Below are 14,007 nucleotides of genomic sequence, written 5' to 3' on the forward strand. Positions count from 1 at the left end.
CTTTTATAATGAAATTAGATGAATCAGGAGTCAAGTCTAACATCAATACAGAAGGAGTGTGGCACCATGAACGCGGATCACTCATCTTTGATGAGCTGGAAGACAGCAGATGAAAATCGTTATGAACAATCCATTTCCCTGAAGATCCCGGGATATTCTCATATGCATGATCTGATGGAGAGGCTGCTGGCTGCATCATTAACAGATAACAACGAATCTAAGATACTCATTGCCGGTGCCGGAGGAGGAAAAGAGATTACCTTGCTCGCTGATAGACACCCAGGGTGGACGTTCACCGGTGTGGATCCTTCCGGGCCCATGCTTCAGTTAGCGAAGCGAAGGGTTGCTGAAGCAGGAGCAGGTCCAAGAGTGAAACTGCAAGATATAACGGTGGAAGAATTGCCACTGGATGAGTTATACGACGGGGCGACAAGTATGCTGATGCTGCATTTTCTTCAGGGTATGGAGGCGAAGAGGAAATTTATGACCAGCCTCGCTGCGAGGCTTAGATCCCGAGCACCACTGGTTCTTGCCGCTGTTAACGCTGACCTGAATTCACCTGCCTATAAGGTCATGATGAATGCATGGAGGGACCACATGTTATGTGCGGGAGTAACACGGGAAGAATGGGATCGGTTTGCGGCATCCCTGGGAAGGGAGTCTAATCCGATCTCGTCCGAGCAGACCGTGGCGCTGCTCTCTGAATGTGGTTTTACTCATATTACACGCTATTTTGGAGCATTTTGGGTGGAGGGTTATTATGCAATTCGAATCTAATGTTAAGGCAAATAAAGAGCAGATCTGGGTCGTAGGCGGTTATGGCCAAGTAGGACGAATGATATGCACTCAGCTCGGGAAATTGTTCCCGGGTAAGGTGTGGGCGGCAGGAACTCGTATGAATCGAGCCGAGGAATTCAGTCGCTCTACAGGGGGAACTGTGAAGCCGCTGCAGCTGGATGTGAGGCAAGCTATCGATCCGGCCATGCTGGAATCAGTCAAGCTGGTTATCATGTGTGTGGACCAATCGGATACGCGGTTTGTGGAGGCATGCGCACAATCGGGAACGGATTATATGGATATATCGGCCAAGGTGGATTTTCTTGCTCAAGTGGAAACATTATATAAGAAAATGCAGCGCCATAAGGCTACAGCCATGCTTAGTGTGGGCCTGTCACCTGGCGTAACGAATCTGCTTGTACGTGAAGCTGCTGCTCAATTAAATCAGGTGGATGAAGTAGATATTACCGTCATGCTGGGACTGGGTGAGAAGCACGGAAAGGCAGCGGTGGAGTGGACGGTTGATCAGATGAACGCAACTTATACTGTGATGAAGGGTGGTAAGCCAACCGAGGTCCGGAGTTTCCAGGATGGTAAATGGATTGATTTTGGACCAGCGCTGGGACGCAGAAAGGCTTATCGGTTTAACTTCTCGGATCAACACGCGGTTGCCCGTACGCTCCATATTCCAACCGTGTCTACTCGCCTATGCCTGGATTCCCGCTTGATTACAAGATCCATGGCGATTTCAAAGAGAGCAGGGGTGTTCAGCTTACTGCGTTTCCCTTCCATCCGAAGCGGCACCGTCAAGGCATTTGGTCTCATTCCCGGCGGAGAGGAGATGTTTGCAGTCAAGGTGGATGCAGCCGGATGGAAGCAAGGCAAACCGGTTCGAGTAGAGCAGCTGCTAGTGGGTGAGCGCGAAGCTGATTCGACGGCAGCGGTGGCTGCAGCGGTTGCGGAACGAATGTACCGGACTGAACTGCCCCACGGCGTCTTCCATATTGAACAATGTCTCACTCTGCAAGATGTTCAGCATACGCTTCCATCACCGCTGAACGTCGTGACCGTTATCAAGTGAGCATTTGGCCTAGACCCATAAGCGACATCTAATCTTCAATATAGACAATGCTCTAATCACCTATATTATGTATCCACGTTGGAAGTGGAATCGAATGATGCAAACTACAGAACTCTCATCTTGGTCATCATTTAAGTTAATTATTTTGGCTGACCTCTCCAATCTGCTATGATGGAACCAGAATTATGACAAGAGCGGAGGGGAATCATGACCTGTATTGCAGTGCTGCCATACTATAAAGTCCAGAGGGAAGTGACCGGTCTCGCGCAAGAGATCAAGTCGAACGAACGATCCATGATCCTGTACTCGGACAGAATTGTAACGAAATATCGCGAGTTTCATATCAAGGATGTATTTGACATGTCCTTTCGAAGAATGGGCAATGAGGGGGGATTTTTCTACCTCCATACAAGCACCGGGGTGTATCCCTATATGGTGAAAATGGACCCCAAACCTTTCATCCAAAGTTATCGAAAGATCACGATGCAGAAATATTCATGATTTGACCTTTCCGTTACGTGAAGGCTTATCCTTTGGATCTGAGCTATTTACTTGAATCCAGAGGAGCTGTGAAACGAATGGGCATATTGATTCAGCAAGCGATGATTCTATCCATGAAAGACGGAGAGGCCCCCTTCCTGGGGGATATTCGTATTGAAGGAGACCGGATTGCCGAAATCTCGTATCACCTTGCCGCCAATCCGGGTGATGACATCATGAACGGAAAAAACATGCTTGCCATGCCGGGTCTGATTAATGCACATCAGCATTCCCCGATGAGTCTGCTTCGGGGGTTCTCGGATGATCTGAGGTTAATGGACTGGCTGGAACGCAAAATGCTGCCTGCTGAAGCACAAATGACGCCGGAAGACATCTATTGGGGAGCTCAGTTGTCCATGGCCGAGATGATTCGATCAGGTACCACCGCCTATGCAGATATGTATATCCACATGAATGAGATCGCTGAAGCTGTAACCAAAACGGGCATGCGTGCATCTCTCACGCGCGGAATGGTATTCATGGAGAATGACGGCGGCCGTAGGATGCAGGAAGCCATTGATCTCGTTCACCGCTGGTCAGGCAAGGCGGATGGAAGAATTACAACGATGTACGGGCCGCACTCGCCATACACCTGTCCCATGGAACCGTTAATGGAAGTCATTGCCCTGGCTGAAAAGCAAGATATCCCTCTTCATATCCATCTGGCCGAAACGAAGGAAGAAGTCGCGAAGATTCGTGAGCGTTACGGTATGACCCCAACGCAGTACCTTGAGGAAGCTGGCATGTTCGAGAATGCACATGTGCTGCTTGCCCATGGAGTGCACCTCAATCGAGGAGATATCGACAGGCTAAAAGGCATGCGTGGAGGCATAGCCCACAATCCGGTCAGCAATCTGAAGCTGGGTTGCGGTATTGCTCCCATCACGGACATGATTGCACAGGAGATCCAAGTCGGACTCGGAACAGATGGGGCCGGTAGTGCGACAACTGTCGACATGTTTGAAGAGATCAAAGCCGCAACATGGCTGCAAAAACTCGATTACGGAGATCCGACTCGCTTGCCGGCAAGGCAAGTGCTGCAGATGGCTACTCGGGGCAGCGCAGGTCTGCTTAAGCTTCAGGAGGATGTAGGTACGCTGGAGGCAGGGCGCAAGGCAGATCTGATTCTGATCAATCTGAAGAAGCCACATCTTCAGCCTATACACGAGCTGGAGTCTCTACTTGCATACAGCGTAAATGGTGCGGACGTAGACACGACGATTGTAAACGGACAGGTTCTGATGAGAGGAAGGAAGCTCTTAACGATCGATGAGGATGAACTTTATCGTGAGGTGAAAGTTAGGGCGAAGCGGATTGTTGAGGGAATTTAATATTCTCTTACGTATGAGGGATAAGGAGGCCAGCCTGGAACCGAGGTTCTTAGCTGGCCTTCTTGCTATACACAGAAGTGTAATTTCTGGATTCCCATCTTTAACCTTAGTCAGTGAGGATAATATATATTTTTTGTTTACTAGCAGATCATTTGATAAAATAGAAGAGACGTGAAGAGTGAGTCTTATAGAATGAAGTAGATTAGGACGTGGATTCAGGCGGTTGGTTCAAATTCTTGTTTGCGCGTCCATGTGAATATATGAACATAAATATATATTATATTAAAAGAATGGAGCCATCCCATGAAATATCGCAATATGGAAGATTGCATCAACGATCTGGAGCAGCATGGACATCTGATCCGGATTAAGGAAGAAGTAGACCCGAATCTGGAAATGGCCGCAATACATATGAAAGTGCACGAGGCGAAAGGCCCGGCGCTGTTGTTTGAAAATGTAAAAGGCTCGAAGTTCCAGGCGGTATCCAATCTGTTTGGCACACTCGAACGCTGCAAATTCATGTTCCGTAATACGCTCGAAGGCGTACAACGGGTCATGGCAGTACGGGACGATCCGATGAAGGCGCTCAAGACGCCTTTGCAGCACATCAGCACAGGTCTTGCTGCGTGGCAGGCGCTGCCCAAACAGAAGTCGATCAGTCTGCCCGTGTCGGCTCAGGAAATTCAAATCTCCGATCTGCCGCTGATTAAGCATTGGCCCATGGATGGGGGTGCCTTTGTAACGTTGCCGCAGGTTTATTCGGAGGACCCGGATAAACCGGGGATCATGAACTCCAATTTGGGTATGTACCGTGTCCAGCTGAGCGGCAATGATTATGCGATGAACAAGGAAATCGGGCTGCACTATCAGATTCATCGCGGGATCGGTATACATCAGGCGAAGGCTGTCAAAAAGGGAGAGCCGCTTAAAGTCAGTATCTTTATCGGTGGTCCTCCAGCTCATACCCTGTCTGCGGTGATGCCTTTGCCTGAAGGTCTGAGTGAACTGACCTTCGCCGGTCTGCTCGCTGGGCGTCGTTTCCGTTATAGCTACAAGGATGGATACTGTATTAGCAATGATGCTGATTTTGTCATTACTGGAGATATTTATCCAGGTGAAACAAAACCGGAAGGACCGTTTGGTGATCATCTGGGCTATTACAGTTTGACGCATGAGTTCCCGCTGATGAAAGTGCACAAAGTGTATGCGAAGCCTAATGCAATCTGGCCATTCACGGTAGTTGGTCGTCCTCCGCAGGAGGATACGGCATTTGGTGATCTAATCCATGAAATTACGGGCGATGCGATCAAACAGGAGATTCCGGGTGTCAAAGAAGTACATGCCGTAGACGCTGCTGGGGTGCACCCTCTGTTGTTTGCAATCGGAAGTGAGCGTTACACGCCATATCAGACGGTGAAGCAGCCAACGGAATTGTTGACCATTGCGAACCGTATTCTGGGTACGGGGCAGCTGAGTCTGGCCAAGTATCTGTTTATTACAGCTGAGGATCAGCAGCCGCTGGATACCCACCGTGAAGTGGAATTCCTGACCTATATTCTGGAGCGCATGAATTTGCAGCGGGATATCCATTTCCATACCAATACCACCATCGATACCCTGGATTACTCAGGAACCGGGTTAAATACCGGCAGTAAGGTTGTTTTTGCAGCCTACGGTGAGAAGCTTCGGGAGCTGTGCACAGAAGTGCCGGATACCTTGAAGAATATTCGTGGTTATACGAATGCGCAGCTGATTATGCCGGGGATCGTATCGATTCAGACGTCTGCTTTTACGAGTTATGAAGAGACGGCGCGGGAAATGCAGCAATTTACGGATATGCTGAAGGAGCAAGGGGGACTTGATTCCTGTCCATTGATCATTCTGTGCGATGACAGCTCTTTCCTGAGTGCGAGCCTCAGCAACTTCTTATGGGCTACATTTACGCGCAGCAATCCTTCTCACGACATGTATGGGGTAAACAGCAGCTATTCGCATAAGCACTGGGGCTGCGATCAGATGATTATTGATGCCCGGGTGAAGCCGCATCAGGCACCACCGCTTATACCTGATCCTGCGGTTGAGAAAAGCATCGAACGTTTATTCGTCAGTGGAGCCAGTCTGGCATCGGTCAAAATTTAGCTCTATAGGAAAGGGCCCAAACAGAAGTTTGGGCTCTTTATGATTTCTCCAATCCAAAGAAACGTAACATTTCATGTTCCGTATTCGGCAAAACCGGGATTATTTAAGAAATATGAATGAGAAGAAAGTCTTACACGTTCGTATTTCCTTTTGCGATTAAGGTCGTTTGAACTATGCAGAAAATCAAGAAAATGATCGATATAAAGAAGTATAGGTATTTTTGGGACCCAATCCATTGGGTACTGTTACTATAATGAATGTTCAGGGGGAATACCGATTGAGAATCCATATTATGAACCTGCAAGACGGAGACCGTCTGACTGCGGATACATTTAGCGATGCGGGGTTGCACATTCTCGGGAAAGGGACTGTAATCAAAAGTGAGGATATTTCCTTGCTCATGCAGCACCGTGTGGACTATGTAGATATTGAATCACGTGAAGAAGAAATAACAGAAGCTGAGTTTTTTGCCGCTGCAGCCAAATTTGCAGCCGGTTCGAGTATTGCAGCTGGTTCCGGCATTAAGGAAGAACCGCCTGAAGAGGAAATGAAATCCCAATTTACACAGACTGTACATAACTACCAAAATGCATTTCTTGAAGCACTTACTGTGGGTAAATTCAATGCTACCATGGTGGACGATGCACTGCAGCCAATGGTGGATGGACTGGACGAGCAAAAGGATGTCGTACATCTCCTGATGATGCTGGAACGTGATGATGTTAACAACTATACACACTCCATTCAGGTTGGATTGCTGTCCTTCTATATTGCCAGCTGGATGGGGTATTCCCAGAAGGAAAGCTATCAGATCAGCCGCGGCGGCTATCTGCATGATATAGGCAAGTGCAGAGTGTCCCATCGGATTCGTAACAAAGTGGAACCATTAACGGCGGATGAACAGCTTGAATTGCAGCGTCATACTATTTATGGCCATGATATCATCAAAAGTTCCATGACCGATGAGGCTACTGCGCTTGTAGCGCTTCAGCACCATGAACGTGAGGATGGCTCGGGGTATCCAATGCAAATGGATAAAAGTGAAATCCATCCTTATACGCAGATCGTGTCTGTGGCTGACGTATACATTGGTATGAGATCCGGCATTCACGGGGGCAGCAATCCGAACCTAATCAATAATCTGCGTGACATCTATGCGATGGGGTTTGGCAAGTTGAATGAAAAGCCGGTTCAGGCTCTGATGCAGCACCTTCTCCCGAACTTTATCGGCAAGCAAGTGCTTCTGAGCAATGGTGAAAAAGGGGTAATCATCATGAATAATACCTCGGACATCTTCAATCCGCTGGTCAAGGTCGAGTCCGAGCAGTATCGTGACTTGTCCAAAGAACGCAGCATTACCATTAAAGAACTGATTATTTAAGGTTATAAAAGTTTAGAGTACAAACAGGTCTCCTGCATAATGACAGGGGACCTGTTTTTGTGTGTCGGCTTTTGGTGCATTGTTCTCTAAGGAGAGCAAGCGTATACTGGGTACAAAATCCATTTTACCTGAGGAGCGATAAACCTTGATTGAAGTTGTAACCGAAATTACAATACGTGCTCCAATTGAAAAATGTTTTGATTATGCCCGGGATATTGATGTTCATACAAAGACGGTATGGAAACATACACGGGAACGAGCTGTTTCGGGCGTGACCTCCGGCAGAATAGGTGCCGGCGACACGGTGACGTTTCAAGCAACTCATTTTGGCATCAGGCAGAAACTCACTTCCTGTATCGTGCAATATGAACGTCCGCATGTGTTTGTCGATCAGATGGTAAAAGGGGCATTCCAGAGCATGCGCCACGAACATCATTTCAGCAGGATCGATGACCAAACCACTTGCATGAGGGACATGTTGAAATTTGAAGCACCACTTGGTTTGTTGGGAAGACTGGCTGAGCGGCTCGTCTTGAAGCATTATATGCATGCTTTTATCCAAAGCCGCAATACGAAGCTGAAAGCTATACTGGAACAGACGAACCAACAGGTCTGACGGCAAATTACTTGATAAGGAGTGATCGTGATGGGAAACGAATATTTTGTTGGTTGGGGCACCCTTGCGTTAATTAATGCCGGACTTGCTCAAGGGAAAAACAGAAGTGGGCTTAACTGGTTTCTGATCTCCCTCTTGTGTGGTCCGCTTGCAACGCTATTCATTGTTGTATGTTCTAAGTTAGAACAATAATTCAGTTTCCTTTATGTGCCGGAACACAAAAGGATTGGATCATATTCCGTTGTAAGTAACGGTCAATAGCCCAGAACAGGAATGCTGCTGCACTCACCGCTGCTCCCAGCCAGCATACGCCCGTCCATCCTGCCCAGGCAAACATCATAGTCGAAGCAATAGATCCGGTTGCACTGCCCGCCGAGTAAAATATCATGTATGCAGCAGTAAGACGGCTCTGTGCTTCAGGACGAACCTGATAGATCAGGCTCTGGTTGGTGACGTGGACTGCCTGTACAGCGAGGTCGAGAACGATGACACCAATGATCAGAAACCATAACGATTGATGAACGAAGCCGATCGGCAGCCAGGACAGGAGGAGAAGCAGAAGAGAGAATCCAGTTGTGTGCTGTCCAAGACCCCGATCAGCGAGTTTGCCAGCGCGGGCAGCAGCCAGTGCACCCGCGGCACCTGCCAAACCGAAAGCACCGATGGCTGTATGGGACAACGAGAATGGAGGTGCGCTAAGTGGAAGGACCATGGCAGTCCATAAAATGCTGAATGCAGTGAATATCAGCATGCCCAGCACGCCACGAATTCGAAGTATAGGCAGCTCCCGGTAGAGTTGTATTACCGAAATAAGCAATTGAGCATAATTTAATTTTGTTCGCTGAGGCTCATGCTTCGGCAGGAGAAGGAGCAGGGCGACTACGCCGAGCAAGGTTAGCGATGCGGAGAACAGGTAAACCGATCTCCAGCCGATCCAATCATTTAGGGTGCCCGCAACCGTTCGAGCGAGCAATATGCCAATCACGATTCCGCTAGTCACGAGGCCTACAATCCGTCCGCGTTCCGAAGGGGCAGCGAGTACTGCGGCAAAGGCAACGAGCGCTTGAGTATTAACAGCCAGTAATCCGACGAGTGCCATTGCTGTGAAAAAGATGGAACTAGAGGATGTGGTACCAACGACAAGCAGAGCCGCGACGGAGAAGAGCATCTGCACAATGATCAGTTTTCGCCTGTTAATCAGATCGCCGAGAGGAACAAGAAAAAACAGTCCGAGGGCGTAACAGACTTGGGTCACCGTAATGATTACGCCGATATGTGAGTGGGAGATCCGGAAATCCCTGGCCATGGCATCCAAAAGGGGTTGAGCATAATAAATGCTGGCTACGGAAAGTCCGCTGCACAGAGCGAAGAGGAGCGCAACGAGTCGGGACATGCCAGCATGAGCTTTTGAAGATGGATGTATCCGTTGAATCGGAGTATTCATGAGAGTCACCTTTCAAGAGTGGATTTTTGAATTTAATTTTTATACTGATCAGTACATAATAATTCTGAATTAACATACTGTATATATCATGCAAATGTCAATTGTGCATATTTTAAAGTAGATTTTTGTTATTGATTCAATGATTTAATGGAGGTATACAATTGACATCATGATGGATGATAGCTACGATATAATATATCGATTGGTACATAAAAAGGAGAAAGAATATGGTGAGACAACGGGAGTTTGATACTGATAAAGTGCTTGATGCAGCCATGCGCATATTTTGGGATAAAGGATTTGAAGCTACGTCATTGACTGACCTGACATCCGCAATGGGCATTCAGCGTCCCAGCTTGTATGCTGCCTTCGGGGACAAAAAAGAGTTATTTGAGACGGCGCTGCGCAGATATACCACTCTGCATGCCGCGCAAATTAGATCGAGGCTTCAGCAGGAAGGGTCTGTAAAACAGGCATTTCGTGCGCTGTTTGAGCACATTGGGGCTGAGGGGGATGTATCCAAGCCGAGCCACGGTTGTTTTTGTATTAATACGATGGTTGAACTGGCTCCGCACGATTCGAAATTCGCCGTTTTAACCCGGGAGCATCAGATGTATCTGGCAGTGATTTTTCGGGAGACGATCGAACGGGGGCAGCGGTCCGGAGAATTGTCCGGTGATCTGAATGCGAGTGCAGCTGCAAAATCTTTGGTTATTTCAATGATTGGACTTACTGTATTAATGAAATCGGGGCCAGACCGCTCGTTTGTAAAGCAAAGTATTGAGGCGGCGTTATGGATTATTGGAGGGGAATCGATATGATTCAGCCCACCGAAACATTGCTGGAATGGTTTCATTCGGGTCGTCCCCTGAATATGGGTGTGATTCAATCTTATTGCCGAGTTATTGCGAGGTATGGGGACCGGGAGGACGCAGCGGTTTTGCTCCAGTTATATTTGGAGCATTCGGAGGATTACCGATATGTACTGCTGCTGGAAGTCGTCATGCGTTGCGGTGATATGGAGCTTGCCCGGCAGCTTCATCAATGTAGTTTTGTGAATGGAAAGCTAAAAGAGGGGGTTCCCGGGGACGTTTTGCATGTCCTGGCTTACATGGGATATCCACTCAGCACCGAATATCTGGTGGATTGTGTAATGACAGATGATTGGTATTTGTCCAAAGATGCTTGTTTGGCCTTGCTGCACATGCCTTGTGAGGATCAACATCAGCGATTGAGAGATAAATTCGAACAAGTATACGGAAATGCTATTTTCCCGGAGATCCTCCCTGCATTATGTGCAAAATGGGCTCCTGCTGATAAGATGGTGCCGAGGCTTCTAGCATGGGGAGAACAGGCGTCAGTGGACTGCAATGGCGGGCTGGTGTGGGGTATTGCGATGTATGGAACATCCCAGAAGGAACAACTTCGAAATGTGTTATGGAACCCGAATTGGGAACTGTATGGTAATGGTACAGGCAGTCATTGGTGGGCCTACATGGCCATGCCCATGGTTGGATTAACATTCTCGGATTTGATCAGGGATCTGAAGGACGAAGCTGGTTTAGTTACATTTATAGATAAAGCGAGTAGTGTGCAGACTTCCCAAGCAGGCGTAACGAGAAGCCTGGCTGCGGAGCATCGGTTTCACGTATTCCACGACTTGCTGCAGATGAAACTCGAATCCGTCTCACACCCGCTTAGATATGTTAAACAGAGCCAAGAATCAATGTTGAACCTGTATCAGCAGCTGTTTAGCTGGAGTACACCACATGTAGATGATTCCATTTTAAGTGTGATCGCACAAGAACTCGGAATAGATCATGTGTTGGTCGAACGGTATAATCAATTGAGATCCAGGATGGAGCTAAATGTCAGCCATGAAATTGAACTGGATGCGTTGCGTTAAGAGTGGGGTGCACGTTAAACCCAGTATCGTAAATCGATAGGAAAATATTGATTATATGAGACGATATGTAAAGTGAAACGTAAATATAGTAACATCCAATTCCGAGGAGGAATTTCATGGTACTTACTACATATTGGCGATTGTATCTTACTATTTTTTATTTCATAGGTGTATCGATAACGACTCTTGGTGGAGTAGGCATCATAACATTCAGTCTCATCATGTTTGGAGTATTGGCTCTTGCCGCGATAGAAGCATCTCTTTTTACCAATGATCAGGGAAAATTAGATCGGTTTGTATACAAAGTCCGTGGATTATCAAAGGTCACGGTTGCGATTGTAATCACGGCGCTAATTTTTAAAATGTTAATATGAATTGAAGAGGCGGAACTGACTTCCGGCTCTTTTTTTATGTCTAAGGACATTGGGCAGATCGGTGTCGAATTGGTACAATACGGGTAGGTGTAGGATACAACGCATTCTGAAGGAGGGGTACATCTTGCAAACGAAATTACGTTGCGCCATATTGGACGATTACCAGAACGTCGCCCTGTCATTGGCTGATTGGAGTTCAGTCCAGGATCGGGTTGAGGTGCAGACCTTTAATCATTACATGGGCTCGGAAGAAAAGGTCATCCAGGAGCTGCAGGATGTGGATATCGTTATTCTGATGCGTGAGCGTACGCCGTTTCCTGAATCGGTCATATCCAGGCTTCCCAAGCTGAAGCTGCTGATTACAACAGGGATGCGAAATGCCTCGATTGATCTTAAGGCTGCGGAACGCCATGGAGTCAAGGTGTGTGGGACAGAGGGCAGCTCCAATCCACCGACGGAACTAACCTGGGCGCTTATCTTGGGACTGTCCAGGCAGCTGGTTACAGAAAATAATGCGCTGAAATCCAATCGCAATTGGCAGAGTACGGTCGGCATGGATTTGTACGGAAAGACGCTCGGGCTGCTCGGATTGGGCAAGATCGGTTCCCGGATGGCCGCGATTGCGAAGGCTTTTGGCATGAACGTCATGGCCTGGAGTCAGAATTTGACACCTGGACAAGCCGGAGAACAAGGCGTAATCTGGTGCGAAACAAAGGAAGAGCTGCTGGAGCAAAGTGATATCGTGTCGATTCATCTGGTGCTAAGTGAACGTACTCGTCATCTGATTGGACAGGCTGAATTCCAGCGGATGAAAAAGACAGCATTGCTGATCAATACATCCCGTGCGGGAATTGTGGATCAGGGGGCTATGGTAGAGGCATTGCAAAACGGTCTGATCGCCGGGGCAGGACTTGATGTCTTTGAACAGGAACCTTTGCCTGTTAATCATATCATGCGAACCTTGCCCAATGTGCTGGCAACACCGCATTTGGGTTATGTGACCCAAGGTAATTATGAAATCTATTATAATCATGCGGTAGAGAATATCGAGATGTTTCTAAAAGGAAGCCCGATTAGACAATTGATCGTGAAGTAATAACAAACCATGCCACAGTTCTCGTCACTTTTCATTAAATCGATACAGACAACAAAAAGGTGACCCTCAGGCCGTGATTAATGGCTGCGGGGACACCTTTTTTGCTTGTGATTCATCATTTCATCCATCCAGGATGAGCCATTAGGAACGTGGTGACGAGGGACGAATCATCGCTACGCTTGATTCGCGTACGATAAGTCTGGGTTCAAACTGGATATGCTCATACTCAGAAGTACTCATCTCGCGGATTCGTTTGAGCAGCAATTCTGTCGCCAGCCTGGCAACCTCTTCGCCCATAATGGAAACCGAGCTGATCTGCGGTGACGAGACGGTAGTCCATTGATTATTATCGACCCCAACCACGGCGACATCTTCGGGTACACGTACACCCAATTCTTTGAACCGGTTAACCAATCCGATGGCTACCATGTCATTGATCGCGTAGACTGCATCTGGCATATGGGTCAGTCCATGGAAGTAATCCGCAGCATTGGCACCGGTGTTCAGGGAGAAATCTTCACCGAAATAGACAAGTGAAATATCGACATGGGGCAGAGCTTGTTCATACGCACGGTAACGCTCTTCAATGATGTCCTTGGGGGCACCCGCATAGGCAATCCGCGTTCGTCCAATTTTAATCAGATGTTCCATCACAAGCTTTCCCTCAGGCTGAGATAGAGAGACGATATCTGCCTTCATGCCGGGTTCGAGCCTCTTGCCGTAGTTAATCATGGAGATGGGAAGGGGAGCCTTGTCGATCAAGCCTGGAAGCGTTTTGGGATAAGCGAGCGGCATGAATATGAGGCCGTCCACATGCAGCTTTTTAATGTTTCGAATGGTTTCCAGTTCTGTACGGGCATTTCCTGCCGTATTAATCTGTACCACGTGATAGCCGTGCTGTTTAGCTGTTTGTTCCACAGACCAGGAGATTTCTGGAATGATCGCATTTCGTATATCCGGAACAACCAGGGCAATTTGGTGGGTCTGGCGTATTTTAAGACTCTGAGCGGATGTGTTGGGAACAAAACCGAGCTCTTCAATGGCCTGCATGACCTTATCTCTGGTTTTGCTGCTGATACCTTCAGAGTTATTAATGGCTCTTGAGACGGTAGCAATGCCTACTCCCGCTAACTCCGCCACATCCTTGATGGTAACTTTTTGTTCTTTGCTCACGTTTGGGTAACCTCACTTCACCGGAAACGATTCCGACTCTATAGTAATTTCATGTTGAATTTATGTGTATACTCTGATTATAACACTTTTTGTAAGTCAATAGACTTTCCATGATCTATAACTGTAAGCAGGTTGTTAACTTATTCCAT

General features: G+C 47.6%; 14 protein-coding genes. 12 read left to right on the forward strand and 2 right to left on the reverse strand.

All coding sequences use genetic code 11. The features are described from left to right. Positions 1 to 66 precede the first annotated feature (66 nt). The 8 genes from AC3RCI_RS12480 to AC3RCI_RS12515 all read left to right on the forward strand — a co-directional run bounded on the left by AC3RCI_RS12480 (position 67) and on the right by AC3RCI_RS12515 (position 8,057). Positions 67 to 777 carry a class I SAM-dependent methyltransferase gene (locus AC3RCI_RS12480; protein WP_492529230.1) on the forward strand — a complete coding sequence of 237 codons (711 nt, stop codon included), beginning with the start codon at positions 67 to 69 and terminating at the stop codon, positions 775 to 777. Further along, a complete protein-coding gene (locus tag AC3RCI_RS12485; RefSeq protein ID WP_492529232.1) occupies positions 761 to 1,858 on the forward strand; it encodes a saccharopine dehydrogenase family protein in 1,098 nt (365 codons plus the stop codon). Before AC3RCI_RS12480 ends, AC3RCI_RS12485 begins: the two co-directional genes overlap by 17 nt. A 207-nt stretch (positions 1,859 to 2,065) precedes the next feature. Beyond that, entirely contained in the window at positions 2,066 to 2,359 is a 294-nt protein-coding gene (locus tag AC3RCI_RS12490) for a hypothetical protein (RefSeq protein WP_127536068.1), read from the forward strand. 77 nt (positions 2,360 to 2,436) lie between these two features. Beyond that, a complete protein-coding gene (locus AC3RCI_RS12495) occupies positions 2,437 to 3,729 on the forward strand; it encodes an amidohydrolase (protein ID WP_492529234.1) in 1,293 nt (430 codons plus the stop codon). A gap of 303 nt (positions 3,730 to 4,032) precedes the next feature. Then, entirely contained in the window at positions 4,033 to 5,868 is a 1,836-nt protein-coding gene (locus tag AC3RCI_RS12500) for a UbiD family decarboxylase (RefSeq protein WP_336779793.1), read from the forward strand. Positions 5,869 to 6,145: 277 nt separating this feature from the next. Beyond that, positions 6,146 to 7,249 (forward strand): HD-GYP domain-containing protein, encoded by a 1,104-nt coding sequence (locus tag AC3RCI_RS12505; RefSeq protein WP_492529236.1) that lies wholly within the window; start codon positions 6,146 to 6,148, stop codon positions 7,247 to 7,249. Between the two features lie 145 nt (positions 7,250 to 7,394). Next, on the forward strand, positions 7,395 to 7,865 hold the full coding sequence (locus AC3RCI_RS12510; RefSeq protein WP_492529238.1) for an SRPBCC family protein: 471 nt from the start codon (positions 7,395 to 7,397) through the stop codon (positions 7,863 to 7,865). Positions 7,866 to 7,895: 30 nt separating this feature from the next. Then, positions 7,896 to 8,057 carry a hypothetical protein gene (locus AC3RCI_RS12515; protein ID WP_336779796.1) on the forward strand — a complete coding sequence of 54 codons (162 nt, stop codon included), beginning with the start codon at positions 7,896 to 7,898 and terminating at the stop codon, positions 8,055 to 8,057. A gap of 1 nt (position 8,058) precedes the next feature. On the opposite strand, the gene AC3RCI_RS12520 is transcribed toward AC3RCI_RS12515, so the two are convergent. Next, positions 8,059 to 9,309, reverse strand: coding sequence for an MFS transporter (locus AC3RCI_RS12520; protein WP_492529240.1), 1,251 nt, complete (start codon positions 9,307 to 9,309; stop codon positions 8,059 to 8,061). Positions 9,310 to 9,536: 227 nt separating this feature from the next. Here AC3RCI_RS12520 and AC3RCI_RS12525 point away from each other — a divergent pair, with 227 nt between their 5' ends. The 4 genes from AC3RCI_RS12525 (at position 9,537) to AC3RCI_RS12540 (ending at position 12,685) form a co-directional block, all read left to right on the forward strand. Then, a complete protein-coding gene (locus AC3RCI_RS12525; RefSeq protein ID WP_492529242.1) occupies positions 9,537 to 10,130 on the forward strand; it encodes a TetR/AcrR family transcriptional regulator in 594 nt (197 codons plus the stop codon). Beyond that, positions 10,127 to 11,215 (forward strand): hypothetical protein, encoded by a 1,089-nt coding sequence (locus tag AC3RCI_RS12530; protein ID WP_492529244.1) that lies wholly within the window; start codon positions 10,127 to 10,129, stop codon positions 11,213 to 11,215. The genes AC3RCI_RS12525 and AC3RCI_RS12530 overlap by 4 nt, the downstream gene beginning before the upstream one ends. Positions 11,216 to 11,331: 116 nt before the next feature. Beyond that, complete coding sequence (locus tag AC3RCI_RS12535) at positions 11,332 to 11,589, forward strand: hypothetical protein (protein WP_492529246.1); 258 nt, start codon at positions 11,332 to 11,334, stop codon at positions 11,587 to 11,589. A gap of 124 nt (positions 11,590 to 11,713) precedes the next feature. Continuing rightward, positions 11,714 to 12,685 (forward strand): D-2-hydroxyacid dehydrogenase family protein, encoded by a 972-nt coding sequence (locus AC3RCI_RS12540; RefSeq protein WP_492529248.1) that lies wholly within the window; start codon positions 11,714 to 11,716, stop codon positions 12,683 to 12,685. A gap of 141 nt (positions 12,686 to 12,826) precedes the next feature. On the opposite strand, the gene AC3RCI_RS12545 is transcribed toward AC3RCI_RS12540, so the two are convergent. After that, complete coding sequence (locus AC3RCI_RS12545; RefSeq protein ID WP_492529250.1) at positions 12,827 to 13,858, reverse strand: LacI family DNA-binding transcriptional regulator; 1,032 nt, start codon at positions 13,856 to 13,858, stop codon at positions 12,827 to 12,829. Between the last annotated feature and the right edge of the window lie 149 nt (positions 13,859 to 14,007).

Source organism: Paenibacillus sp. MT124 (assembly GCF_058792755.1).

Excerpts from the sequence above, each read along its gene's own strand:
- AC3RCI_RS12480 (WP_492529230.1), top strand. The coding sequence starts at position 67 with ATGAACGCGGATCACTCATCTTTGATGAGCTGGAAGACAGCAGATGAA.
- AC3RCI_RS12485 (WP_492529232.1), top strand. The coding sequence starts at position 761 with ATGCAATTCGAATCTAATGTTAAGGCAAATAAAGAGCAGATCTGGGTC.
- AC3RCI_RS12490 (WP_127536068.1), top strand. The coding sequence starts at position 2,066 with ATGACCTGTATTGCAGTGCTGCCATACTATAAAGTCCAGAGGGAAGTG.
- AC3RCI_RS12495 (WP_492529234.1), top strand. The coding sequence starts at position 2,437 with ATGGGCATATTGATTCAGCAAGCGATGATTCTATCCATGAAAGACGGA.
- AC3RCI_RS12500 (WP_336779793.1), top strand. The coding sequence starts at position 4,033 with ATGAAATATCGCAATATGGAAGATTGCATCAACGATCTGGAGCAGCAT.
- AC3RCI_RS12515 (WP_336779796.1), top strand. The coding sequence starts at position 7,896 with ATGGGAAACGAATATTTTGTTGGTTGGGGCACCCTTGCGTTAATTAAT.
- AC3RCI_RS12520 (WP_492529240.1), bottom strand. The coding sequence starts at position 9,309 with ATGAATACTCCGATTCAACGGATACATCCATCTTCAAAAGCTCATGCT.
- AC3RCI_RS12525 (WP_492529242.1), top strand. The coding sequence starts at position 9,537 with ATGGTGAGACAACGGGAGTTTGATACTGATAAAGTGCTTGATGCAGCC.
- AC3RCI_RS12530 (WP_492529244.1), top strand. The coding sequence starts at position 10,127 with ATGATTCAGCCCACCGAAACATTGCTGGAATGGTTTCATTCGGGTCGT.
- AC3RCI_RS12535 (WP_492529246.1), top strand. The coding sequence starts at position 11,332 with ATGGTACTTACTACATATTGGCGATTGTATCTTACTATTTTTTATTTC.